This is a genomic window from Bacillus cereus group sp. MYBK5-2, from assembly GCF_051915685.1.
Taxonomy (GTDB): Bacteria; Bacillota; Bacilli; order Bacillales; family Bacillaceae_G; genus Bacillus_A; species Bacillus_A cereus.
In genome coordinates this window covers 281,418-303,812 of record NZ_JBQAFE010000004.1, presented here as the reverse complement: position 1 = coordinate 303,812, position 22,395 = coordinate 281,418, and the positions used below count along the sequence as shown (strand labels likewise).

Here is a 22,395-nt window from a genome sequence, read left to right as displayed (position 1 = left end):
TTTGAGTCAGCTTCTTTTTCTTTTTCCAATTAGAATTTTTTCAAATGCCTCAACAAATACATACATAAGAGTTGCAAGAACACATGTGAGTAGTACGCTAAGTAAGACGAGTGTGAAGTTAAAGACTTGGAATCCGTAGCTAATTAAGTAGCCAAGTCCTTGTTTGGAAACGAGAAGTTCTCCGAAAATAACACCGACCCAGGATAAACCAACATTTACTTTTAACGTTGAGATAATTGCTGGAAAGGATGCAGGGAGAACGACTTGCTTATAACATTGCCATTTATTTGCGCCAAATGTATCCATCACTTTTATATAGTTAGAATCGACTTCTTGAAATGCACTGTAAATAACGAGAATGGTAATGATGATGGAAATGATTACTCCCATTGCGATAGAAGATGAAATGTTTGGACCGAAAATAACGATGATGATTGGACCGAGTGCAACTTTTGGCATTGCATTTAGGACGACGAGGTAAGGATCAAGTACGCGGGCTAGAAGTGGCATCCACCAAAGAAACGTGGCAATAATAGCACCGAGTACCGTTCCGAGAATGAAACCTACTCCTGTTTCCAGCAATGTCGTCCATATGTGGACCCAAAGTGAACCGTCGATCCATTTCGTTAAGAAGAGATCCCAAATACTCGAAGGAGAACTAAAGAGTAAAGGATCGATCCATTCTTTTTTGCTAGCTATTTCCCATAGTGCAAAGAAAAGAATAAGTAGTAAAAGCTGTAGTGAGTGAGCAATCCAAGCACGCCTGCGTTCTTTCTTTCGAAATTGTTCATGTAGTTGTTTTATATTATCCAAGTCGTTCCAGCTCCTTCCATATATCTTGAAAGAGGGCTGGGAAATCGTAGTGATGGCGTGCTTCTAACGGTGATAAAGAACGGATACTTTCCGGGACGATAAAGGTTTTCGCGATTTTTCCAGGATTCGCTTGAAGTAAATAAATACGATCACTCATCGCAATCGCCTCTTCAATATCGTGAGTAACAAGTAGTGATGTTTTCTTATATTTATTTAGTAAGTTGAAAACGAGTTCTTCTAGTTTTAATTTCGTTTGATAATCGAGTGCGGAGAATGGTTCATCTAGTAATAAAATTTTCGGATCAGTTGCTAACGTTCGAACGAGAGCAGCACGTTGACGCATACCGCCGGATAGTTCACGAGGATATTGTCCTTCTACCCCATGTAGACCGACTTGCTTTAAAAGATTTAAAGTATGTTCTTTCATTTGTTCATCATAAATTCTTCGAATATGAAGTCCAAGCATAATATTTTCTTCAATCGTTTTCCACGGGAATAAGTAATCTTGCTGCAACATATATCCCATAGATGATGTTTTCGTTGTAATTGGTTCACCATCTAAAAAGACAATACCATCAATTGGATCAAGTAACCCAGCAATGATTGAGAGGAGCGTTGTTTTACCGCAACCACTTGGGCCGAGTATAGAAATAAATTCGCCTTCTTCCACTTGTAAGCTCATATCTTCAAGAATAAGTTTGGCATTCTCTTTTGCAAAAAAGCAGTGAGAAACGTTACGTATTTGTAAAAAACTCATACACTTCGCCTCTATTTCTTAATAACGCTTTCGGCAATTTTTGTATTGACGAGCGCTTCATGTGGGACTTCTTTTTGTAATTCACCAGCGTCTTTCATAATCGTTTGGAGCTGTTTCCATTCTTCCGCATCTAGTAGTGGATTTGTCGCATAAGAATGTTGCTTTTTATACCGTTCAATTACTTTTACTGTAATGTCTTTTGAAGTGTCTTTAAATAGCGGGGAAACAGCATCAGCAATCTCTTCTGGACTATGTGTATCAACCCATTGCTGTGCTTTATAGAGCGCACGTGTGAACTTTTCAGCAGCAGCTTTATCTTTCTTTAAGAAACTTTCTTTTGCCATGAATGTTGTATAAGGAACAGTACCAGATTCATTTCCGAATGAAGCGACGATATAACCTTTACCTTCTTTTTCGAATATGCTTGCAGTCGGTTCAAAGAGCTGGACAAACTCTCCTGTACCAGATGCAAAGGCATTTGCAATATTAGCAAATTCGATATTTTGAATTAAGTTCGTATCTTTGCGAGGATCAATGCCATTTTTCTTTAAAACGTATTCCCCAACCATTTGCGGCATGCCGCCTTTACGCTGTCCTAAAAATGTAACACCTTTTACGTCATTCCAATTAAAAGAGTCTAGTTTTTTACGTGAAACTAAAAATGTCCCATCTGTTTGTGTAAGCTGTGCAAAGTTAATGACAGGGTCTTTCGCTCCTTGTTGATGAACGTAAATAGATGTTTCAGAACCGACGAGAGCAATATCAATTCCGCCAGATAATAGGGCGGTCATCGTTTTATCGCCACCAGCTGTTGTTTGTAGGTCAATATTTAGTCCTTCATCTTTAAAAAATCCTTTTTCAATCCCGACATATAATGGGGCATAGAAGAGAGAATGGGTAACTTCGCCGACGCGAATGTTTTGGGTTTGTTCTTTCGTACTTTCTTTTTTACTACTACAAGCAGCAAAAGTAAAAACAGCTAGTAACATGATGCAAAAAATCGCGATTAATTTTTTCACTATATAACACCTCCCAGAAGTCACTCTACAAGCATGATATGTAGGTAAGTGCCCATATGTGAGTGTAGATAGCAGGAATTTTTTTGGAGGTAAAGAAGTACAAATATAAGGGGTGATAAAATGGAGTACGAATACGATGATAGCGTACATTTACATCTTGATTATTTCGGGACAGAATGTGATATGGAATCGATTGCTTATAAGAGGAAGAATGAAGACGTATGGGATGTGTATTTTAATTTTGGAGTATACGGTATTCAGAAAGACGATGTAGAGTTAGGTAGGTTTATGGATGAATATGCCGGTTATTACGTTTTTTCTGTACATGCTCGCGATCTTAGTTGGGAATTTGGAAGTGCCCAGTTTGAAGAGTGGGTTTTGAAAAATCGGATAGTAGAAAAAACGCTACAAAAATAGGAGGAATTTTGTGATTGGATTTCTCATCTTATTATTTATTTTTGTGGCCGGATTTTTTATTATGCAAATGCTTATTTACCGATTTGTAAAGAAAAACATCCATAAATATACAAAAATAAAATGGTTTCATATGTGGCTACATATGAATATGAAAAAAAGGCCCGAGATTAGATTTTTTTGATTTTGTAGTTACAGTACTCGTATGTATCGTATGGAAAATATGGCTGCTTCCTTTTATATAATACACATGCTAATCATCTTCTCTTTTATCATAAAATAACGAAAAGAACCTGTCTTGTGGCGGGTTCTTTTCGTTATAGTAATAGTTGTTAAAAACGTACAACGCTTGTTTATTAATTCTTTCGTATTTTCATGTCGAATCTTTAATAGCATTAAGGATTTCTAAAAAATAGTTATTATATCATAAAGTGGAATGCTGAAATTAAGTTTTTCAAGAATGAGTAATTTGTATGCCACAATTTAACTGTTGATTAAGGGAATATTAAGACAATACATTTATGATAGAAACAAGTATGCAGACGAAATATGTAATATATGTTATTTTAATAGAAATAGTTCTTTCGATGCGGGGGAAATTAAGACATAGAAACGAGGGAATGAATTGAAGTATGGTTCTACACTTTTTCATCTTCCAAAAAGAAATATATTAATTTCTAGCATTATAAGTAGTATGGTGACTTTATTAGTAATAACTATGCTGTTTATGATTTTAAAGGTTTTCAATTTAGACATGATGAAAGATCATTTAAATCAAAAGCTTGTTTTAAGTGTTATGATGATTTTCGTATGGGGCATAACGTTTTATATTACGCATTTCAATAAAAAAGAGATGTCTATACTTAGAGCATCCCTACGAGTGCATTTTATATTATTTTTGCTAGCTCATACAGTAGCGTTATTTTATATTGTCATGCAAGTTAATATGAGTTTCATAGAGGCAATGAATTGGATTTACTTTTATAATATGCAGTTTATATTAAGTTTTTTAGTAATTTATGCAATATATATTCTTGTATATAATTTAATAGGTAAGGTTTTTCTAAGTATGGTTTTAACGAGCTGTACGTTAGTCATTTTATGTATTGTGAATTATTTGAAGCTTATTTTCAGAGGTGATCCGTTATATCCTTCTGATTTCACACAAATTACGCATATGCAATCTGTTATACCGATGGTGATGGACTATTTTAGTTGGAGTTATATTTTTGTCATTATCGTAAGTATCGTAGCTTGTATTGTAGCAGGGATATATATGAGAAGGTATATTCAAAATGTAAAGATTCATCTAGGAATAAGAGCCTTATTAGTAGTAGGATCTATTTTTGTTCTATATGCGTATGGTAATTTTGCGAATACATTTATGAATAAAGTATTTCAAAAATCAGGTGTAGATTTTGTTTTGTGGAATCAAAATGAGAACTATGCTTCAAATGGTTTTGTACTTGGGTTTATTAGCAATTTAGATACAACAGTTATGGAAAAACCAAAAAATTATTCTAAAGAAAATATGCTTCAAATAGCAAACGATATAAAAAAACAATATAGTGGAAATATAGGGAGCCAAAATAAAAAAGAGAAACCGAATATTATTTTTGTAATGAGTGAATCGTTTTGGGATCCGACGAAAGTAACTAACCTTTCTTTTAGTGAAGATCCTGTACCAAATTTACATCATTATATAGAAAACTTTCCTGGTGGACAAACTATTTCTCCTACATTTGGGGGGAATACGGCGAACGTTGAATTTGAGGCATTAACAAGTTATTCAATGAGTTTGTTAAAGCCAGGTTCTATACCATATCAGCAGGTTATTACAAATAAGAAAGAAATTCCATCAATTCCTACAGCGTTGAAAAAAGAAGGTTATTATACAAGTGCAATTCATTCATTTGGTCGCACATTCTTTAAACGTGATGATGTATATAAGGTGTTAGGGTTTGATAAGTTTAATGCAGAGGACACGATGGAAAATGTGGATATTGATGGAGATTATATTAGTGATTTAGCGATGAGTAAAGAGATAATTGCTGAGTTAGAGAAACAAAAACAACCTACATTTATTCATGCAGTTACGATGCAAAATCATTTTCCATTTACAGAGGGCCGATTTGGTGAAAACCTAATCGAAATTAGTGGTCTAGAAAATGAAGAATCAAAGGGAGAATTAGAGACGTATACAGAAGGATTAAGACGTTCAGATGAGGCTCTTCAATATTTAATAGAGCAACTAGATAATTTTGATAGACCTACATTATTAGTATTCTTTGGAGATCATCTTCCATCATTAGGAACAAATAAATCTTTTTATAAAGAAAATGGGTATATAACGAATGAAAAAACACCGAATGAACGTTTAGCGATGGCGCAAACACCGCTATTAATGTATGCAAACTTTGATATGCCAAATGATAATTTAGGTTTAGTAAGCCCAATTCATTTTTCTAATCTTATTTTTGATTATGCAGGATTAAATAAATCCTTATTTTATCAATTTTTATCGGAACTTTACAAGGAAATACCAGTGCTTAGAGATGAATTAAAAGTTGATAAAAATGGAGAAGTAATCAATGATTTAACAAAGAAACAAAAAGAAATGTTAGAGCAATATAAAATGCTTCAATATGATTTACTCGTTGGAAATCAATATAGTAAAGATATCCTCTTTAAATAAAAGAAACAAAAAGAACTTGTATAACGATACAAGTTCTTTTTTCATAGTATTTAACGGGGTAACCAGACAAGCTGGGTTTAGGGAGTATTACCTGTACATTTAGTATATATGAAAATGTAATCGTTTTATTTGTGTATTTGTGAGAAATATGTGAATTTTATGTTTTGTGAAAAATCGATTGTATTAACTTTCGTTCTTGTATTGCAGTTGTTATGCATGTAAAAATTTTATCAGTTCTTTATTTAATTCATCCGCTTGATCGATTGGTGAACCATGACCACTATTTGTAAGAGCATGTAACTGAGAATTTTTAATTCGTTGTTGCGTAAGCTCAGCACTTTTGTAAGGAATTAGTTGGTCGTGAACGCCGTGGAAGATTTTTGTTGGGACGTTAATTTTATTTAAATCTTTCGTTACATCTTCATTTGCAGCTGCTTGTAAAATTTTTATAAGGGCATAAGAAGCGGACTGCATACCGAGATAAGAAAACCATTCAAGGGTTGCAGCCCCTAAGTTTCTATTAAAAAAGGATAAAGATACATCATTTAAAAATTTTGGTAAATTAGCATACATTTGATTAATGAGAGCATCTGCTTGTTCTTTCGGTACACCGTAAGGGGACTCTTGATTTTTAACGAAAGAGGGGGAGACAGCGTCAATTAATGCGAGCTTAGAAATGCGGCGCCCATTATAGCGAGACATATAGCGAATAGAAAGAGCACCACCAACTGAGAAACCGACTAATGTAGCGTTCTCTACTTGAAGTGCTTCCAGAACAATTGCGATATCATCCGCTAATCGATCATACGTGTAACCAGTCCATGGCTTATCAGATTGTCCATTCCCTCGTATATCCATGGCGATACAGCGAAAGCCATGCTCTGGTAAAACATTGAGTTGATATTGGTACATTTGATGATTTAAAGGCCATCCGTGAACGAAGAAAACAGTCTTACTACCTGGCCCAGGATTAATGTCTTGCACAAAAATATGCACATCTTTCTCGACAGTAACAAACATAAATTTCCCCCTATTTTATGAATATGCTCTATCCCAAAAACGTTGTTTTGTCATAGCTTTAATAAATTCATTTGCTAGCCTTGTAGGGTCTTGTTCTATTAAAATACCAGGCTTTCCTTCGATATTTAAAGATTGAATAATAGAAGAGCCGTTTTGGAAGGAGCCAATCGGCTTAAAGTGATTATATGATTCTACGACAAATGAACTTACTTTGTTAAGAAAATGATCATCCATCATAAAGGAGTGGTGAGCTTGTTAAGAAAATATCATTTACTTCCCACTGTCCATTTGGCGTTCCCTGCACTATGCCTAATCGTTCGGAAACGATCACTGGCAGTTAAAGAGTTTTCATTGTTTGAAATTTTAACACCTGTATTTGTTGTCATTTCCTTTCCTTCGTTTTCACGCGTAAAAGATTGGAGTTGTTCGGTCTTTTTATTTTTTTTGCCATCCATAAAAAACACCTCCCATAATATACGTATTAATGATCATAGATTTTATGCTCTGTATATAGTCTAAATATATTGCGTTTTTGGTACGATTTTCCTTAAATGTTCGATTTATCTTTGTTTGTCTATGAAAATCATTTATTATAATAAATGGTATTCTTCGAGATATTATTTTGAAGGGGTGTTGAAGTGAAAGAAAGTTTTCTATCATATAAAGAAGAAGAAAGAAATGCAAAAATCCTTTTATGGGTGTTATATGTCATTGTTATTGTATATCAAATTTTCTATGCAATCGTATTAGAAGATAAATCAATAATGGATAAGGGATATAATATAATATGGCAAGTTATTTGCGGAGTAGCAATACTGTGCGTGAATATATATTTAATGAAAAAAGAGAAGGCAAACCTTGTTAAATATGCATGGATATTTGCATACATAGGGATAGAACTCGCTAATATATTTTCGTATGTTTTTTATAATAAGGCGGCGTTTGATGCGACAAATATAATAGAAATTATTCTCATTTTCTTTGTACCTATATTTTTAAATAAAAAATTCTATGTGTTTTTACTTTCCTCTATTGTAGGAAAATATTTAATTTATTTATTTGTATTAGAGGAAGTAAAAGCATTTATGTTCCTTATTATGTATACACTTATGTTAATAGCTGCATATATCATTTTAAACAGATTTTTACAATATCTTTCAGCTGTAAAGGAAAGTATTGCAATTGCTAGTGAATCACAGAAATTAGCAGTAATCGGAAAAATGGCAGCGACGGTTGGACATGAAATTAAAAATCCACTTGCTTCATTAAAAGGATTTACGCAATTACAACGAGAGAAGCATGAAGAGGATCCTATTTATAAACGTATGATTTTTGAAATAGAAAATATGAATAATATGATAAGTGAGTTAATGGAAGTTGCTACATGCAAACCTTCTATTTATAAGAAACATGATGTAGGAAAAATTGTATTACAAGTAATAACAAGTCTTCGTGAAAAAATAGATGAATTAAACATTCAGTTTATTTCTAATGTGGAAGAAAAAACAATAGAAGTTGAATGTGATGAACGAAAAATAAGAGGAGTCTTTGTATATACGATAAAAAATGCTTTAGAGGCAATGGGACAAGGTGGCATATTACATTTACAATTAGAAAATAAAGGGAAAGAATATGTAATGATCAGTGTGATCGATAATGGTCATGGTATTAAGCAAGAAAACTTACCCCGTGTTACAGAGGCCTTTTATACAACGAAACAAGATAAAATTGGTCTGGGACTGACGGTAGCGAATCGAATTGTCGCCGAGCACCTTGGTGAGTTGCATATTTCAAGTGAAAAAGATATTGGAACGAGAATAGACATCATTCTCCCAAGGAAGTGTGGAAATACTGAAATCCAAGTGGAAGAAAAGCTAGGAGTTACCATATGAATAAAGGCTATATATTTAAAAATGAAGAAATAAAGGCGCTGAAAGCATTTTTAAGTTTATTTTTTATTATATTTTTCGTATATGATCTTGCCTATGAATTTATCGTACCGTTAATCGGTGGAGAGCAAGAAGGTGTAGGAGAGTTTGAAGATGGTTTAGGTTTATGGCTTTACTTTTTGATGGTGGTATTGTTTTGCATTGGAATATACTTTATGAAATGGAAGAATGCTTTTGCGGTAAAGTATATTATTCTAATTGGCTATAATGTATTAGATTGTATCCATAACATTATGATTTATTATGGTAGCGATGCAGAATTTGACGGTGGAAATATAGTAGAAGGATTTTTTATTTTGTTTGCACCAATCTTTGTGAATAAAAGATATTTCTGGTTAGTTCCAGCGATACTTATCGGAAAGTATGCTCTTACAGGAATCATTATTCAATCTTCTCTCGTTTTAATCCCAATGGCATTATATAGCGTATTTACTATCATATGTTGGATTATATTTTTAAGGGTTCAGTCTTACGTTCGTACGCTTGAGATGATGGACAAAGAAATAAAACAGACAGAAAAACTAGCAGCTGTTGGAAAGATGGCAACGGTTATTGGTTATAAGATTAGAAGACCTTTAGCAAACTTAAAAAAACTTGTGAATAAACAAGCAGACAAGCATCCAGAGGATAAAATTTATAGTGATATTATGAAACAAGAAGTAGATCGGATTCATATAATTGCTACAGAACTTAGTGGATTTGAGAAATCTAAATCACTAGAATCAGAAACTCATAACATACAAGAAATTATCTCTTATGTTATTCGAGTTATGGAAAAGCCAGCTTTAAAACAAGGAGTCTACATACAAGGTATTTACAGTAAAGACTTACCATCAATTATATGTGATGAAAAACGATTAAAACAGGTCTTTTTTAATTTAATCAAAAATGCAATTGAAGCAATGTCAGTTGGCGGAACAATTACGATTAAAGTTACTGTAAAAGATGGAATCATCGTTCAAGTGAAAGATGAGGGATGCGGCATTCCGAAAGATAAAATTCCAAAGTTAAATGAAGCCTTTTATACAACGAAAGAAACAGGAACTGGTCTAGGTTTAGTAGTTACAGAAAAAATTATTAAAGACCACAACGGTAAAATGAGTTTTGAAAGTGAAGTTGGGGTTGGAACAACGGTTGAGGTTATGTTACCACTGCATTAAATAGAAAAAACATCACTTATTTGGAAGTGATGTTTTTGTGTTCTTCTTAGGTAGACGTTCTAAAAAAGAGGACGATAACGAAAAATAATATATTGATAGTGTAAAAAGAAAATAATGGATGTTTTACTATGAAAAATATATAATGGCTTTGTCTGTTATTTGTTGTAGTTCATTTATATTTCTATTTGTTGACCCGAATCTCGGGTCTTTTTTTTTATGAAATGAATTGCTATATGTCAGTGATTAGAAAAATAGAATATATATTCATGCTGTAATACTGGTAGCACCAGTAAACTCGGTACTATCAGTAGGTTCGTTTTTCGGCACAACGAAAGCATTTACGTTGGTACAGGTGGTGCTTTCACATTTCTCTATTTTTCTGTGGTCGATTGTATTGTGTATATAAATTTAAAAAATGATAGTGTTAGAGCCACCATTTCTCCTGTGGAAGCAAAATAACATCCACATCAAAATTCTCTTTAAACCAATCATACATCAATGTCTCTTTCACTAAATATTCAGAGGCAGAGTGTGACACACCAATTAGAGACATATTCGTTTCTTTTACATAATCCATAATGAGCGAGTATTTATGTCTGCCGTAATCATTGTCGATATGGCAATGGATTTCTCCTGTAATATATGCTTCAGCACCTTTTTCTTCTGCTTCCTTCATTAAAGATACAACATCGCCACATCCAGCGATAATTGCGATTTTTTTGATGGAATCATGTCGTTTACCTTCGAAGTCTGTGTAAGGAATCTGGAAGAGTTGTTTTAGATGTTTTTGGAGTGCTTCTGTTGATGTTTCATCTATTTCACAAATAAGGCCAACTGGTTCTTGTTCTGGACCTCCATATGCAAAGTCGTCCACTACAGTAGCGTTTAATGCTTTTGCAATTGAAATACTCGTTCCATGTGTTTGATGAAAATCCATTGGTACGTGACATGTATATATAGAAAGTTGTTTTTCTTTTATTCCTTGCAAATATTTTTCAGGAATTGGTATGAAACCGCGGCCTGATCTTCCAAGCGGATCACCGCACTCCATTACAAGGGGATGGTGCATAAAGAGTAAATCACCGGGTGTGGATTGTGAAATGAATGTTTCAAGAACGTCATCTGTAGGGAATACAGCTAAAAATACTTTGTTTACATTTTCAGATCCGTGCATCATAAGGCCGTTAAATAAATCTACAAAATTTGCTTCGAAAAATTGTTGCCAAGGAAATTTGATAGGATCATATACGGCTGGGATAAATCGACTAAAGGCACTATCTTTTCCGTATTTTTCAATTTGGAATAAGTGATCGAGTGATTGCTCTATTTTTTTTAAGGCTGGCATGTTTGATAATCCTCCTTAAGGTGATTCTTGCTTTATGAGTTGTTTGTATTCTTCGTAGCAAAATAAGAAGCGGATAGGAAACAAATAAAACCTAGAATCCAGCTAATAGAAGGAGAATAGGGAAGTACATGCTGTAATAGCATTCCGCTAGAAATGAAGAAACTACTAAATACACCTAATAACATGGGATATCGTTGTAGTTTGAACACAGATAGTAAGCATCCTTTCTCCTGCATGAACTACTCATAAAAGCTCGATTGCTGAAACTTTATCACATACATTGTATATTAGTCTTAATTTTCTGTATATAACTTTTAAGAAAAATGGTGATACAATATATGAATGATAAGAGAAGAGAGGATGAAGATTAACATATGTACGTTACTGTAACAGAAGCAGCATATAAAAAGATTATGGATACGATTCCAAGTGAAGCGAAATATATAAAGTTATTTTATGATAATGAAGGTTGCGGTTGTGTTATGAGCGGAATCATTGATTTAGTAGCTGTAGCAGAGAAAGATGAGCGCGATGTGGATATTGAATCAAGCACAATGAATTTTATCGCTGATCGTACAAAGCTTGTATTTATGGACGATAAGTTAACGGTTGATTGGCATGAAGGTGGAGGAACTTTTCAGTTGAAGAGCCCAAGCCAGTTTTATAATCCAAATATGAAATTACACGTTCGAGTATAGTAAAGGTGAGTCCAAAATGTATTTTGGACTCACCTTTTTTTATTTTATAAGTCGCTATTATTGTCGATAAGTCGATATATTGAAAAAATCGCCGATATAAATGGAGTTGCGCCGATATATTCAGAAAATCGCCGATATAATTTCATTTACCAAAACGTTTCATATAATAAAAAGATTTTTTCACATAATGAAATGTACATATGATTGAATTTTCTGTATAATCTTCTTTGCGGAGGGGATACGCATGAGAAGATGGGGAATTGAGTTATTAATTTTAAGTGTTGTTATTATTTGGGGGATTAACTATACAATTGCGAAGTATGGACTTTTAGAATTTACAGCAATTGAGTTTACTGCACTTCGTATGATGGCGGCGGCACCGCTTCTGTTACTCCTTGCCTTTTTTATTGAAAAGTCGGTTTATATGGAGCGAAAGGATATACCTAGATTAATTATCGTTAGCGTTGTAGGTATTGTACTGTATCAAACGTTATTTATGGAAACTGTCAAATATACATCCGCTACAAATGCCTCTTTACTCATTTCTATTTCACCTATTTTTACAACTGCATTTGCGATTTTCTTGAAACAAGAAAAGTTTTCTTCTCGAAAGTTAATCGGTTCTATGACTGCCTTTGTTGGTGCAGCATTAGTTTTAGTAGCAGGACATTCACTTACTAGTTCTTTTTATGGAAATGGAATTGGACTTATTACATCAATATGCTGGGGGCTTTATCCTGTTTTAGCAGGACCATTAATTAAAAAATATTCAGCATTACGTGTTACTGCATGGTCTGCATTAGTGGGTGCGATTCCGCTATTATTGTTAAGTGGTCCGCATGTGTTTGTCATGCCATTTCACATTACTCACGGAATGACACTATTCGCTTTACTATATTCTATTTTCTTTGTAACAGTATTCGGTTTAGTAATGTGGTATGTTGGAGTTCAAAAAATTGGGGCGTCACATACGATGGTATATATGTATATAACGCCGCTTGTAGCGGTTCTATTTGCAGCTGTCTGGGCAAATGAATATGTATCGTTTCAACAAATCATCGGTGGAATTATCATTTTTGTCGGTCTATGGTTTGTGAAATCGGAGAAAGTAAAAGTTCATTCTATTGCAGGGGAACCTATATCAAAATAGGAAAACAGATCACCTATGATCTGCTTTCCTATTTTTTTATTTTTGGTAAGAAGATGAGAAATAAGATAGCAGTAATAAGTGGAATTAAGTTTAAAAATGGAATACGGAAGAGTGTAATAAGAATAATACCTGGAAGAAGAACACCGAGGACAGCGTAAAAAATGCTATGATTTTTCGTGTACCAATACAATGAAAGTCCAATAAGTGCAGGGATAATGAGGTGAATGAGAGCCATTAAAAAATAAATCATTAGACGCCCCCTTTATTTGTGTGCTTATTACATCATATCCGTATGTTCATAGATTGATATCATTTTTTTCATAAATGGACGAAAAAAGTTTGAAAAACCGTCACAAAATATGAGAATATGATGTTTGAAATCTTGTATAATATTATTTTCTAAAAACATTTAAACAACATAAACATACTGTTTATGTTGTTTTTAATTTGAATGAAATGAATGTAAGGGATATGAATTTGAAAGAAATTTTTTGTTGGATAGATAAGAACGAATGAAGAGAGGTACAGCATGATTAGTATGTCACTAAGATCATTTAAAATCCAATCGTATTATATACTAGGTATTTTGTTACTAGGTTGGATGTTAACACCGTTTTCAGCACATTTTTTAGGCGCTGGAATTGGGCTTATTGTAAGTATGTATTGCGTTTGGCTTTTAGGCAGAAGAATTGAGAAGCTTGGAGATAGTATTGTAAAGAAGACGAAAGCACCGACACTCGGTATGTTTAACCGTTTTGCAGCTGCCATTTTGGGTGCTATTATTATGTACGAAATTGAGCACCACATGGTTATGTGGGCGTTTGCAGTAGGGATTATGGGTGGGTATTTCTTAATCGTTGTGAATTTAGGTTACTATAGCATGAAAGATGAGAAAGAACTAACAAAGAGCTAAAAAGATAAAAGACTTCTTTTTAGATGGAATAGATGATCCAGTCACGAATAGAAGCAGTCAGGGCCTTTTTTAGCCCCATACGATGTGAAACCCGAGAGATGTAGTGAGTAGGGATATAATGTATATATTCGAAGCTGTAATTTTATAATCTAGGTCACAGATGAAGAGATTAGCGTTTCACTTTATATAAGATATAGAAAGAAGCTTACGTTTTCACGTAAGCTTCTTTTTTATGTAAGTGTGTGTAACCGTTAAGCCGCATTGGGTTTTGTCGGTGAGTACGCGAAACTTTACGGTTACACGACACTTATTCATATGAGTAAAGGGTTATTCCAACAGAAAGTTTTAATTTAAGCGATTGGACCGCCTAAGTTAATAATGTCTTCAGATACGCTGTCGAATTTTTTGAAGTTAGCTTTGAATTCATTTGCAAGTTCGATTGCTTTTGCTTTGTAAGCAGCTTTATCAGCCCAAGTTTGTTCAGGCATTAACACTTCGTCAGGTACACCTGGTACGTGAAGTGGAACTTCAAGACCGAAGATGTCATGTTTAGCTGTTTCAGTTTTCGCAAGTTCACCGTTTAATGCTGCTTGAATCATTGCACGAGTGTAACCTAAGTTCATACGTTTACCAACGCCGTATTCGCCACCAGTCCAGCCAGTGTTTACTAAGAATACTTTCGCATCGTGTTTCTCGATTTTTTCACCAAGCATTTCAGCATAGCGAGATGCATCAAGTGGTAAGAATGGTGAACCGAAGCAAGTTGAGAATGTTGCTTGCGGAGATGTAACGCCGCGCTCTGTTCCTGCTAGTTTACTAGTGTAACCACTTAAGAAATGGTACATAGCTTGCTCTTTTGATAACTTACTGATTGGAGGCAATACGCCTGATGCATCAGCAGTTAAGAAGATGATTGTATTTGGGTGTCCTGCAACACTTGGCAGTACGATATTGTCGATTGCATGCATAGGGTATGCAGCACGAGTATTTTCTGTTAAAGTAGTATCGTTATAGTCTGCGATACGCGTTTGGTCATTAATGATAACGTTTTCTAAAACAGATCCAAATGTGATTGCATCGAAAATTTGTGGTTCTTTCTCGTGAGAAAGGTTTACACATTTCGCGTAGCAACCGCCTTCAATATTGAATACACCGTTATCAGACCAACCGTGCTCATCATCACCGATTAATTTACGATTTGGATCAGCAGATAATGTTGTTTTACCTGTTCCAGATAAACCGAAGAATAGTGCTACGTCGCCTTCTTCACCTACGTTTGCAGAGCAATGCATAGAAAGAATATCTTGTTCAGGTAGTAAGAAGTTCATAATAGAGAAGATTGATTTTTTCATTTCTCCAGCGTATTCTGTACCACCAATTAGTACAATACGTTTTTCGAATGAAACCATAATGAATGCTTCAGAGTTTGTACCGTCAACAGCTGGATCAGCTTTGAAGTTCGGTGCAGAAACAATTGTGAACCCTGACTCATGAGTTGTTAATTCTTCTTCAGTTGGACGAATGAATAATTGATGTACAAATAAATTGTGCCATGCATATTCATTAATAACTTGAATTGGTAGGCGGTAATTGCGGTCAGCGCCTGCAAATCCTTTGAAGACGAATAACTCTTCTTTTTCTTTTAAGTATTCTAAAACTTTAGTATATAATTTATTAAAATGTTCTTCAGAAATCGGTTGGTTCACAGCTCCCCAAGCAATTTTGTCAGCAACCGATGCTTCTTTCACAATAAATTTATCTTTAGGAGAACGTCCTGTATATTTTCCAGTTGAAGCAGAAACGGCACCAGTCGAAGTTAATTTCCCTTCATTTCGCATTAATACTTTTTCCACTAATTGCGGAACACTTAGTTGAATCTGTGCATTGCTTCCGTTCAATAATTCGTGTAAACCAATTTGGACATTCACAGTACTCATATTTATATACCATCCTTTTCATTTAATGAAATATTTCTCGTAATCCCCAACAAGAGTATAACACAATTATATAAATAATGTATACTATTTATTTCTTTTTGTTTGTGTGAATGCATTATTTCCCTATTAATATTTCATTTCAGGCGTATTGAGAAAAACTTTCAGGAAAATGTGAATATTAATTGACAAATGAATATCATTTCTTTAGTATAGGTTGGGACGGATACTCTCTTATCCCGAGCTGGCGGAGGGACAGGCCCGATGAAGCCCAGCAACCTCACTTGTATTGGTAAATACAGGTGAATAGGTGCTAAAACCTGTGCGAGGCTACAGGTCTCGAACGATAAGAGCGAAGGGCAAAAAGCAGTATGCAAGTAGCAAATTAAACCTTTCCTCTATGTAAAGTAGGAAAGGTTTTTCTGTATGCTTGTGTGGGAGAATAAATGTATGTCGCAGTTTGTGGCAAATTAAGGATGAGTTCCGTACAATATATACAATTACTGTAGGGAGGTTTACCACATGACAAAAAAACGTCATCTGTTCACATCTGAGTCTGTAACTGAAGGACATCCAGATAAAATTTGTGACCAAATTTCTGATTCAATTTTAGATGCGATCTTATCAAAAGACGCAAATGCACGTGTAGCTTGTGAAACAACTGTAACAACTGGTTTAGTATTGGTAGCGGGGGAAATTACGACTTCTACTTACGTAGATATTCCAAAAATCGTTCGTGAAACAATTCAAGGCATTGGTTACACACGCGCAAAATACGGATTCGATGCAGAAACTTGTGCAGTTTTAACATCTATCGATGAGCAATCTGCTGACATCGCTATGGGTGTTGACCAAGCGCTAGAAGCACGCGAAGGTCAAATGACTGACGCTGAGATTGAGGCAATTGGTGCAGGAGACCAAGGTTTAATGTTTGGTTTCGCATGTAATGAAACACAAGAGTTAATGCCACTTCCAATCTCGCTTGCTCACAAATTAGCTCGCCGTTTAACTGAAGTACGTAAAGATGATACATTATCATACCTACGTCCGGATGGAAAAACGCAAGTTACAGTTGAGTATGATGAAAATGGTAAACCAGTACGTGTTGATACTATCGTAATTTCTACACAACATCACCCAGATGTTACATGGGAAGAAATCGATCGCGACTTAAAAGAGCACGTAATTAAAGCTGTAGTACCAGCAGAATTAATGGATGGAGAAACGAAATTCTTCATTAACCCAACTGGCCGCTTCGTAATTGGTGGACCACAAGGTGATGCTGGTTTAACAGGACGTAAAATCATCGTTGATACTTACGGTGGATACGCTCGCCACGGTGGCGGTGCATTCTCTGGTAAAGATGCAACGAAAGTTGACCGTTCTGCAGCATATGCAGCTCGTTATGTTGCGAAAAACATCGTAGCAGCTGGTCTTGCTGAAAAAGCAGAAGTACAACTTGCATACGCAATCGGTGTAGCACAACCAGTATCAATTTCAGTTGATACATTCGGCACTGGTAAAGTATCTGAAGACGTATTAGTAGAACTAGTTCGTAACAACTTCGATCTTCGCCCAGCTGGTATTATTAAAATGCTAGATTTACGTCGCCCAATTTACAAACAAACAGCAGCTTACGGCCACTTCGGACGTACTGATGTAGATCTATCATGGGAGCGTACAGACAAAGCAGCAGCTTTAAAAGAGCAAGCTGGTCTATAATATATGAAAAAAAGCTTTGCGCGGTGAGCGCAAAGCTTTTTTTATTTATAATTACGTTGGAATAAAGCGAAGAGTTCAATGTCATGCCAATTGCCATTGCGGAATATAGCTTCTTTACAAGTTCCTTCATGTTGAAAACCGAGTGATTTATATAATTTAATTGCTCTATCGTTAAAAGAAAATACTCGTAAAGAAAGGCGATGTAAATTTAATTCTAAAAATGCATAATCCAATAATAAGGTGAAAGCTTCCTTCCCATAGCCTTGCCCCCAGTAATCCTTGTTACCAATATCAATAATACATTCAGCGTTTCGGTTATACGAATCAATATGAATTAAAGAAGTAATACCAATTGAAAGATGCGTAGATTTTTCTTCAATGATATAGCTCTTAGAGTCCGAAGAATGAATAAATTGCTGGCAAAGTTTTTCTGTGTCTTGAAGGGAATATTTATCAAGAGTGAGAGTAGTTGAACTCATAACGTCTATATCATTATGCCATTTATAATATGTTAGAATATCATCTTCGGAAAACTTTCGTAACTGGATACGGTTTGATTTAAACAATGTAAGTCCTCCTTTTGTATTTCCTTTTCACATGATTTACAAAGGATTGGTTTCTTCTGGAACATATGTAATCAACCTTTCATTTGACGTGCTTTACCTGCGCAAAAGGCACTACTTAGTAAAAATAGTGTCGCGAATATAATGCTTACTAATGTAGCGTATGGAATTGCGCCTTTTAAGGAAAAGCCGACAGTGATTGAAGCGATGAATAAGAGGATAAATGTTGTTGTTAATTTTTTATAAAGTTCCATACTATGTAGACCTCCAATTTATTTTTTAGTACAAGTTTTAAAATTGAATTCTATTATGTAGAAAATATAAAGAGTAGCTAAAGATGTGTAGTCTAGGAGTATAAGAAAGTGCACTTTCCTTTTTGTGGGTTAGTATACTTATATTGTATCATGGCGCATGATTGGCTTCATACATAATTGTGTAAAGGTATGTATGATAAAATGAAGAAAAGTCTTTAAGAAAGGAAAGATAAAAAATGAGTGTAACTGAACATAAAAAACAAGCTCCAAAAGAAGTGCGTTGCAAGATCGTGACGATTTCCGATACACGTACGGAAGAAACAGATAAGAGCGGACAACTATTACATGAATTGTTAAAAGAAGCGGGACATAAAGTAACTTCTTATGAAATTGTAAAAGATGATAAAGAAAGTATCCAGCAAGCAGTGTTAGCTGGTTATCATAAGGAAGATGTAGATGTTATATTAACAAATGGCGGTACTGGTATTACGAAACGCGATGTCACAATTGAAGCAGTATCAGCGTTATTAGATAAAGAAATTGTTGGATTTGGTGAGCTGTTCCGTATGATTAGTTATTTAGAAGATATCGGAAGCAGCGCAATGTTAAGTAGAGCGATTGGTGGTACAATTGGGCGCAAAGTAGTCTTCTCGATGCCAGGGTCTAGCGGAGCGGTTCGCCTTGCGATGAATAAATTAATTTTACCGGAATTAGGTCATATTACATTTGAGCTGCATCGCCAATGAGTAAGTATGCTGGAATTGTATTAGCAGGTGGTATGTCGAGTAGATTCGGTGAGCCGAAAGCGTTAGCAATTTGGAAGGGAACTACTTTTGTTGAGCATATTGTGAAAGTGATGGGAAATACTTTGCAAGACATTGTAGTAATTAGCCATACTGATATAAAAGAGCGAGTAGAGCAATTCGTACAAGTACCTGTTATAGAAGACATTCCGCACTATAAAGGAAATGGACCGCTTGCCGGCATTGTATCAGGTATGGAATACATAGAAGCAGATTGGTATGCTATTATGCCTTGCGATGCGCCAAATGTTTCGCATGAATGGTTTACCATTTTACTGGAGCAAACGAACAATGAATATGATGCGGTTGTACCTATTATTAATGGAAGAAAACAACCGCTACTTGCGGCGTATCATAACCGCGTGAAAGAAAAGATTTATGCTTTACTTCAGGAAGAAAAAAGAAGTATGGGGCAGCTTTTATCACAATGTAATGTGAAGTATGTTTCTGGAGAAGATGTACAAGCGAATGCGGATTGGTTTATAAATGTAAATACGAAAGAAGAATATGGGCAGGCTCAAAAAGACCTTTCAAATGAATGAAAGGTTTTTTTGATATACAGAATTGGGGAACAATTGCTGTATAAAGGTATGTGAGTAAGTTGATTTTAAGGGGAATTCTTAAAATCATTATACAGTTAAAATACTGTATAACCATATATTAATTTTTATGGGTTTTTATTACAAGTCTGTTTAGTTATGTTTATTTTTGATATAATTAATATAGAAATAAAACAATGCTTAACCTTATGTATCATTTATTAAACTAAAATTTATGACCATGTAATAAACTCCCTTCGTTTTTTTGAAGGGAGTTTTTCTATTTAAGCAAGCAACTCTGATGCGTTATGCTGAAGGACTTCTTCATATTGGTTAAGCAAGCCACGAAAGATCTCATCCCAGCTCTTTGATTTCGCAAAAGATGAAGCTGCTATTCCCATCTGCTCAAGTTTTTCTTCATTTTGTAATAAAAAATAAATGGATGATAGAAATGCATCTTCATTTTTAGGCGGACAAAGAACTCCCGTTTTTCCATCTGTAATAATATTTTTAACCCCGCCACTATTTGCACCAATAACAGGTGTACCGCATGCGAGTGATTCAAGTACGACATTTCCGAATGTTTCAGTAGCTGATGGAAATACCATTATGTTAGAACAAGCATATGCTTCAGCTAAATCTGCACTTTGTAAATAGCCAGTAAAAGTGATATTTGTTTTCGGAACAGCTTCACGTAAACTTGTTGCTAGAGGACCGTCTCCTGCTATAAGCCAATGAATGTCGCTTCGAGTATGTGCTGATTTAACGATAAGATTTTGCAACGTATCAATATCTTTCTCAGGAGCAATCCGTCCAACATAGGAAAGGACGTACTTCGCTGTAATATTATATTTTTTTCGGAATAGGTCTGTATTGTAAGATGGATGAAAGAGATTGCAATCTACACCACGTCCCCAAATAGAGAGGGCCTGAAAGCCTTTATGTTTTAATTGATGTAATGTTTCAGGAGAGGGTACAAAATTTTTTTGCATATGACTATGAAACCATTTTAAATAGCTCCACAGCATATTGGAGAGGAATTCGATTTTGTAATAACGTAAATAGGCATCGAAATCAGTATGATAAGAACCGACAACTGGGATGTTTAACTTTTTTGCATAATACAATCCACAAAGTCCCATGTTGAAAGGTGTGGCAATGTGAATAATGTCAGGTTTAAAGGAAAGTAGTTCCCGTTTAATGCGCGGAGTAGGAAAAGAAAAACGACATTCTGGATATAATATTGTTAACGGGATACTTCTCATCTTATTCACATTCGCTACAAAATTATCTTCAGCTGTATGCTGAGGGGCGAAAACAGAATAGACGATCTGTTCTTTCTGAAAATATCGTGTTAATCGCTCTAACGTTTTCGCAACCCCGTTAACTTGTGGCGTAAAAGTATCGGTAAAAATGGCGACTCTCATCATATCACTCCTTTATGTGAAAAGTGGGATGAATTGATAAAAAGAGATGATGCCAGAGCAAGTGCCAAGGCACATACCGACGAATACATCTGACGGATAGTGAAGTCCTAAATAAATACGTGAAATACCAACGCATAATGCTAACGGTAATAGGAAAGCAAGTAAGCTTGGATTATAGCAAATAAATGGAATGAAGACAGAGAAAACGGCTGTTGTATGACCAGACGGGAAAGAGTGGTCTTTTAATGGATGGACTGGATATTTTGCATCCTGAATTGTTAAATAAGGACGTTTTCGTGGATACCATCTTTTTAATATTTGTACAGGAATATGGCTAATTGCTAAAGAAATAGCAGTTGCAATTGCTGCTTGATGTAAAGTACCTTTTGCAAAAATTAAAAAGAAAAGTGTGAGTGCGATGGAGAAAGTCGCGCCACCGATATGAGTAATATTGCTGAAAAAGATATTTAATGTTTTTTGATCAAAGTAGCGATTAATTCCTTTGAAAATGTAACATTCTATTTTATATATTCCACTGACCTTCATGAAAATTCTCCTCCCTCGTTTACATATATATGGAGATATTAGCTTTTATTTTAATAAGATTTTGTTGAGGGAGTAATAATGTTTTGTAAAGAAAAAGTTAGATTTTATATAAAAAAAGCTGCCAATCTTATGGCAGCGGAAATTTACTTCTGTAATGATTTATAATATTGACCTTTTTCAACGTATTGCGTGCGAATACGCTCCATATCTTTACGGTCTTCTGCTGTTAATTCACGAATGACTTTCGCGGGACGACCGAAAGCTAACGTGTTTGGTGGAATTTTCTTTCCTTGTGAAACGAGGCTTCCAGCGCCGATAAAAGCTCCTTCGCCAATTTCAGCACCATCTAATATAATGGATCCCATTCCAATTAAAGCATCTTTTTTAATATGACAACTATGTAAAATAACTTGATGCCCAACTGTAACATCATCTTCTAAGATAAGAGGATACTGAGGGCTTTGGTGGAGTGTACATTGGTCTTGTACATTTACTCGGTCTCCAATGATCGTTGGTGACACATCACCACGGATGACTGTATTAAACCAAATACTTGATTCCTCGCCAACGTAAACATCGCCTGTAATCGTAACATAGTCAGCGATAAAAGCACTACTCGCAATTTTCGGTTTTTTTTCTTTGTAAGGATATATCATGTAAAGTCTTCCTTTCCT

At 34.9% G+C, this 22,395-nt stretch carries 23 protein-coding genes, 2 pseudogenes and 1 riboswitch; of the genes and pseudogenes, 11 read left to right on the top strand and 14 right to left on the bottom strand.

From position 1 onward, the window contains the following. Window positions 1-6: 6 nt before the first annotated feature. The 3 genes from ACTFP3_RS17295 to ACTFP3_RS17285 are packed head-to-tail and all read right to left on the bottom strand — an operon-like array spanning window position 7 to window position 2,589. On the bottom strand, window positions 7-813 hold the full coding sequence (locus ACTFP3_RS17295) for an ABC transporter permease (RefSeq protein WP_326036540.1): 807 nt from the start codon (window positions 811-813) through the stop codon (window positions 7-9). Beyond that, window positions 806-1,570 (bottom strand): ABC transporter ATP-binding protein, encoded by a 765-nt coding sequence (locus ACTFP3_RS17290; RefSeq protein ID WP_000009035.1) that lies wholly within the window; start codon window positions 1,568-1,570, stop codon window positions 806-808. The genes ACTFP3_RS17295 and ACTFP3_RS17290 overlap by 8 nt, the downstream gene beginning before the upstream one ends. Before the next feature lie 11 nt (window positions 1,571-1,581). Beyond that, window positions 1,582-2,589 carry an ABC transporter substrate-binding protein gene (locus tag ACTFP3_RS17285; RefSeq protein WP_000733151.1) on the bottom strand — a complete coding sequence of 336 codons (1,008 nt, stop codon included), beginning with the start codon at window positions 2,587-2,589 and terminating at the stop codon, window positions 1,582-1,584. 120 nt (window positions 2,590-2,709) lie between these two features. Between ACTFP3_RS17285 and ACTFP3_RS17280 the strand changes: the two genes are divergently transcribed. The 3 genes and pseudogenes from ACTFP3_RS17280 to ACTFP3_RS17270 all read left to right on the top strand — a co-directional run bounded on the left by ACTFP3_RS17280 (window position 2,710) and on the right by ACTFP3_RS17270 (window position 5,698). Further along, a complete protein-coding gene (locus tag ACTFP3_RS17280; protein WP_000455580.1) occupies window positions 2,710-3,006 on the top strand; it encodes a DUF3986 family protein in 297 nt (98 codons plus the stop codon). 10 nt (window positions 3,007-3,016) lie between these two features. Then, a pseudogene (locus ACTFP3_RS17275) lies at window positions 3,017-3,248 on the top strand (hypothetical protein). 380 nt (window positions 3,249-3,628) lie between these two features. Next, a complete protein-coding gene (locus ACTFP3_RS17270; RefSeq protein WP_086411301.1) occupies window positions 3,629-5,698 on the top strand; it encodes an LTA synthase family protein in 2,070 nt (689 codons plus the stop codon). A gap of 210 nt (window positions 5,699-5,908) precedes the next feature. Here the strand turns inward: ACTFP3_RS17270 and ACTFP3_RS17265 are convergent, their stop codons facing one another. The 3 genes and pseudogenes from ACTFP3_RS17265 to ACTFP3_RS17255 form a co-directional block, all read right to left on the bottom strand. After that, complete coding sequence (locus ACTFP3_RS17265; protein ID WP_000498260.1) at window positions 5,909-6,718, bottom strand: alpha/beta fold hydrolase; 810 nt, start codon at window positions 6,716-6,718, stop codon at window positions 5,909-5,911. Between the two features lie 15 nt (window positions 6,719-6,733). Further along, window positions 6,734-7,052, bottom strand: a pseudogene (locus tag ACTFP3_RS17260) (catalase); the annotation flags it as partial. After that, the gene (locus ACTFP3_RS17255) at window positions 6,985-7,173 is read right to left on the bottom strand and encodes a catalase (RefSeq protein ID WP_157418464.1); all 189 of its coding nucleotides are present in this window, start codon (window positions 7,171-7,173) and stop codon (window positions 6,985-6,987) included. The gene ACTFP3_RS17255 and the pseudogene ACTFP3_RS17260, both read right to left, overlap by 68 nt. Window positions 7,174-7,356: 183 nt before the next feature. On the opposite strand from ACTFP3_RS17255, the gene ACTFP3_RS17250 reads away from it, so the two are divergent. Together ACTFP3_RS17250 and ACTFP3_RS17245 are read left to right on the top strand one after the other, a co-directional pair. Further along, window positions 7,357-8,610, top strand: coding sequence for an ATP-binding protein (locus ACTFP3_RS17250; protein ID WP_025710006.1), 1,254 nt, complete (start codon window positions 7,357-7,359; stop codon window positions 8,608-8,610). Continuing rightward, complete coding sequence (locus tag ACTFP3_RS17245; protein ID WP_001032627.1) at window positions 8,607-9,827, top strand: ATP-binding protein; 1,221 nt, start codon at window positions 8,607-8,609, stop codon at window positions 9,825-9,827. Before ACTFP3_RS17250 ends, ACTFP3_RS17245 begins: the two co-directional genes overlap by 4 nt. A 424-nt stretch (window positions 9,828-10,251) precedes the next feature. On the opposite strand, the gene ACTFP3_RS17240 is transcribed toward ACTFP3_RS17245, so the two are convergent. Beyond that, window positions 10,252-11,172 carry a Nif3-like dinuclear metal center hexameric protein gene (locus tag ACTFP3_RS17240; RefSeq protein ID WP_001111122.1) on the bottom strand — a complete coding sequence of 307 codons (921 nt, stop codon included), beginning with the start codon at window positions 11,170-11,172 and terminating at the stop codon, window positions 10,252-10,254. A 374-nt stretch (window positions 11,173-11,546) separates the two neighbouring features. On the opposite strand from ACTFP3_RS17240, the gene ACTFP3_RS17235 reads away from it, so the two are divergent. After that, window positions 11,547-11,870, top strand: coding sequence for an iron-sulfur cluster biosynthesis family protein (locus tag ACTFP3_RS17235; protein ID WP_000289570.1), 324 nt, complete (start codon window positions 11,547-11,549; stop codon window positions 11,868-11,870). A gap of 244 nt (window positions 11,871-12,114) precedes the next feature. After that, entirely contained in the window at window positions 12,115-13,020 is a 906-nt protein-coding gene (locus ACTFP3_RS17230; RefSeq protein WP_326036543.1) for an EamA family transporter, read from the top strand. A 28-nt stretch (window positions 13,021-13,048) separates the two neighbouring features. On the opposite strand, the gene ACTFP3_RS17225 is transcribed toward ACTFP3_RS17230, so the two are convergent. Then, entirely contained in the window at window positions 13,049-13,270 is a 222-nt protein-coding gene (locus ACTFP3_RS17225) for a hypothetical protein (protein WP_000639042.1), read from the bottom strand. Between the two features lie 279 nt (window positions 13,271-13,549). Between ACTFP3_RS17225 and ACTFP3_RS17220 the strand changes: the two genes are divergently transcribed. Then, window positions 13,550-13,933 carry an ATP synthase subunit I gene (locus ACTFP3_RS17220; protein WP_000624926.1) on the top strand — a complete coding sequence of 128 codons (384 nt, stop codon included), beginning with the start codon at window positions 13,550-13,552 and terminating at the stop codon, window positions 13,931-13,933. 350 nt (window positions 13,934-14,283) lie between these two features. Here the strand turns inward: ACTFP3_RS17220 and pckA are convergent, their stop codons facing one another. Beyond that, window positions 14,284-15,870, bottom strand: coding sequence for a phosphoenolpyruvate carboxykinase (ATP) (gene pckA, locus ACTFP3_RS17215; protein WP_000108815.1), 1,587 nt, complete (start codon window positions 15,868-15,870; stop codon window positions 14,284-14,286). A gap of 228 nt (window positions 15,871-16,098) precedes the next feature. Beyond that, window positions 16,099-16,220: riboswitch (SAM riboswitch) on the top strand. Window positions 16,221-16,389: 169 nt separating this feature from the next. Between pckA and metK the strand changes: the two genes are divergently transcribed. Beyond that, window positions 16,390-17,589, top strand: coding sequence for a methionine adenosyltransferase (gene metK, locus ACTFP3_RS17210; protein ID WP_000163123.1), 1,200 nt, complete (start codon window positions 16,390-16,392; stop codon window positions 17,587-17,589). A 41-nt stretch (window positions 17,590-17,630) separates the two neighbouring features. Here metK and ACTFP3_RS17205 read toward each other — a convergent pair whose 3' ends face one another. Both ACTFP3_RS17205 and ACTFP3_RS17200 read right to left on the bottom strand, forming a co-directional pair. Next, window positions 17,631-18,155 carry a GNAT family N-acetyltransferase gene (locus ACTFP3_RS17205; protein ID WP_149149958.1) on the bottom strand — a complete coding sequence of 175 codons (525 nt, stop codon included), beginning with the start codon at window positions 18,153-18,155 and terminating at the stop codon, window positions 17,631-17,633. Between the two features lie 71 nt (window positions 18,156-18,226). After that, window positions 18,227-18,406, bottom strand: a complete 180-nt coding sequence (locus tag ACTFP3_RS17200; protein ID WP_000424797.1) for a hypothetical protein — start codon at window positions 18,404-18,406, stop codon at window positions 18,227-18,229. A 236-nt stretch (window positions 18,407-18,642) separates the two neighbouring features. Here ACTFP3_RS17200 and ACTFP3_RS17195 point away from each other — a divergent pair, with 236 nt between their 5' ends. Together ACTFP3_RS17195 and ACTFP3_RS17190 are read left to right on the top strand one after the other, a co-directional pair. Beyond that, window positions 18,643-19,152 (top strand): MogA/MoaB family molybdenum cofactor biosynthesis protein, encoded by a 510-nt coding sequence (locus ACTFP3_RS17195; protein ID WP_000117123.1) that lies wholly within the window; start codon window positions 18,643-18,645, stop codon window positions 19,150-19,152. Beyond that, window positions 19,149-19,751 carry a molybdenum cofactor guanylyltransferase gene (locus tag ACTFP3_RS17190; RefSeq protein ID WP_000049595.1) on the top strand — a complete coding sequence of 201 codons (603 nt, stop codon included), beginning with the start codon at window positions 19,149-19,151 and terminating at the stop codon, window positions 19,749-19,751. The genes ACTFP3_RS17195 and ACTFP3_RS17190 overlap by 4 nt, the downstream gene beginning before the upstream one ends. Window positions 19,752-20,032: 281 nt before the next feature. Here ACTFP3_RS17190 and ACTFP3_RS17185 read toward each other — a convergent pair whose 3' ends face one another. The 3 genes from ACTFP3_RS17185 to ACTFP3_RS17175 form a co-directional block, all read right to left on the bottom strand. Then, window positions 20,033-21,175: a glycosyltransferase family 4 protein gene (locus ACTFP3_RS17185; protein ID WP_149214766.1), complete on the bottom strand. Its 1,143-nt coding sequence runs from the start codon at window positions 21,173-21,175 to the stop codon at window positions 20,033-20,035. Between the two features lie 12 nt (window positions 21,176-21,187). Beyond that, window positions 21,188-21,721, bottom strand: coding sequence for a phosphatase PAP2 family protein (locus tag ACTFP3_RS17180; protein ID WP_440010884.1), 534 nt, complete (start codon window positions 21,719-21,721; stop codon window positions 21,188-21,190). A 143-nt stretch (window positions 21,722-21,864) separates the two neighbouring features. Then, the gene (locus ACTFP3_RS17175) at window positions 21,865-22,377 is read right to left on the bottom strand and encodes a gamma carbonic anhydrase (RefSeq protein ID WP_000640188.1); all 513 of its coding nucleotides are present in this window, start codon (window positions 22,375-22,377) and stop codon (window positions 21,865-21,867) included. Window positions 22,378-22,395 lie beyond the last annotated feature (18 nt).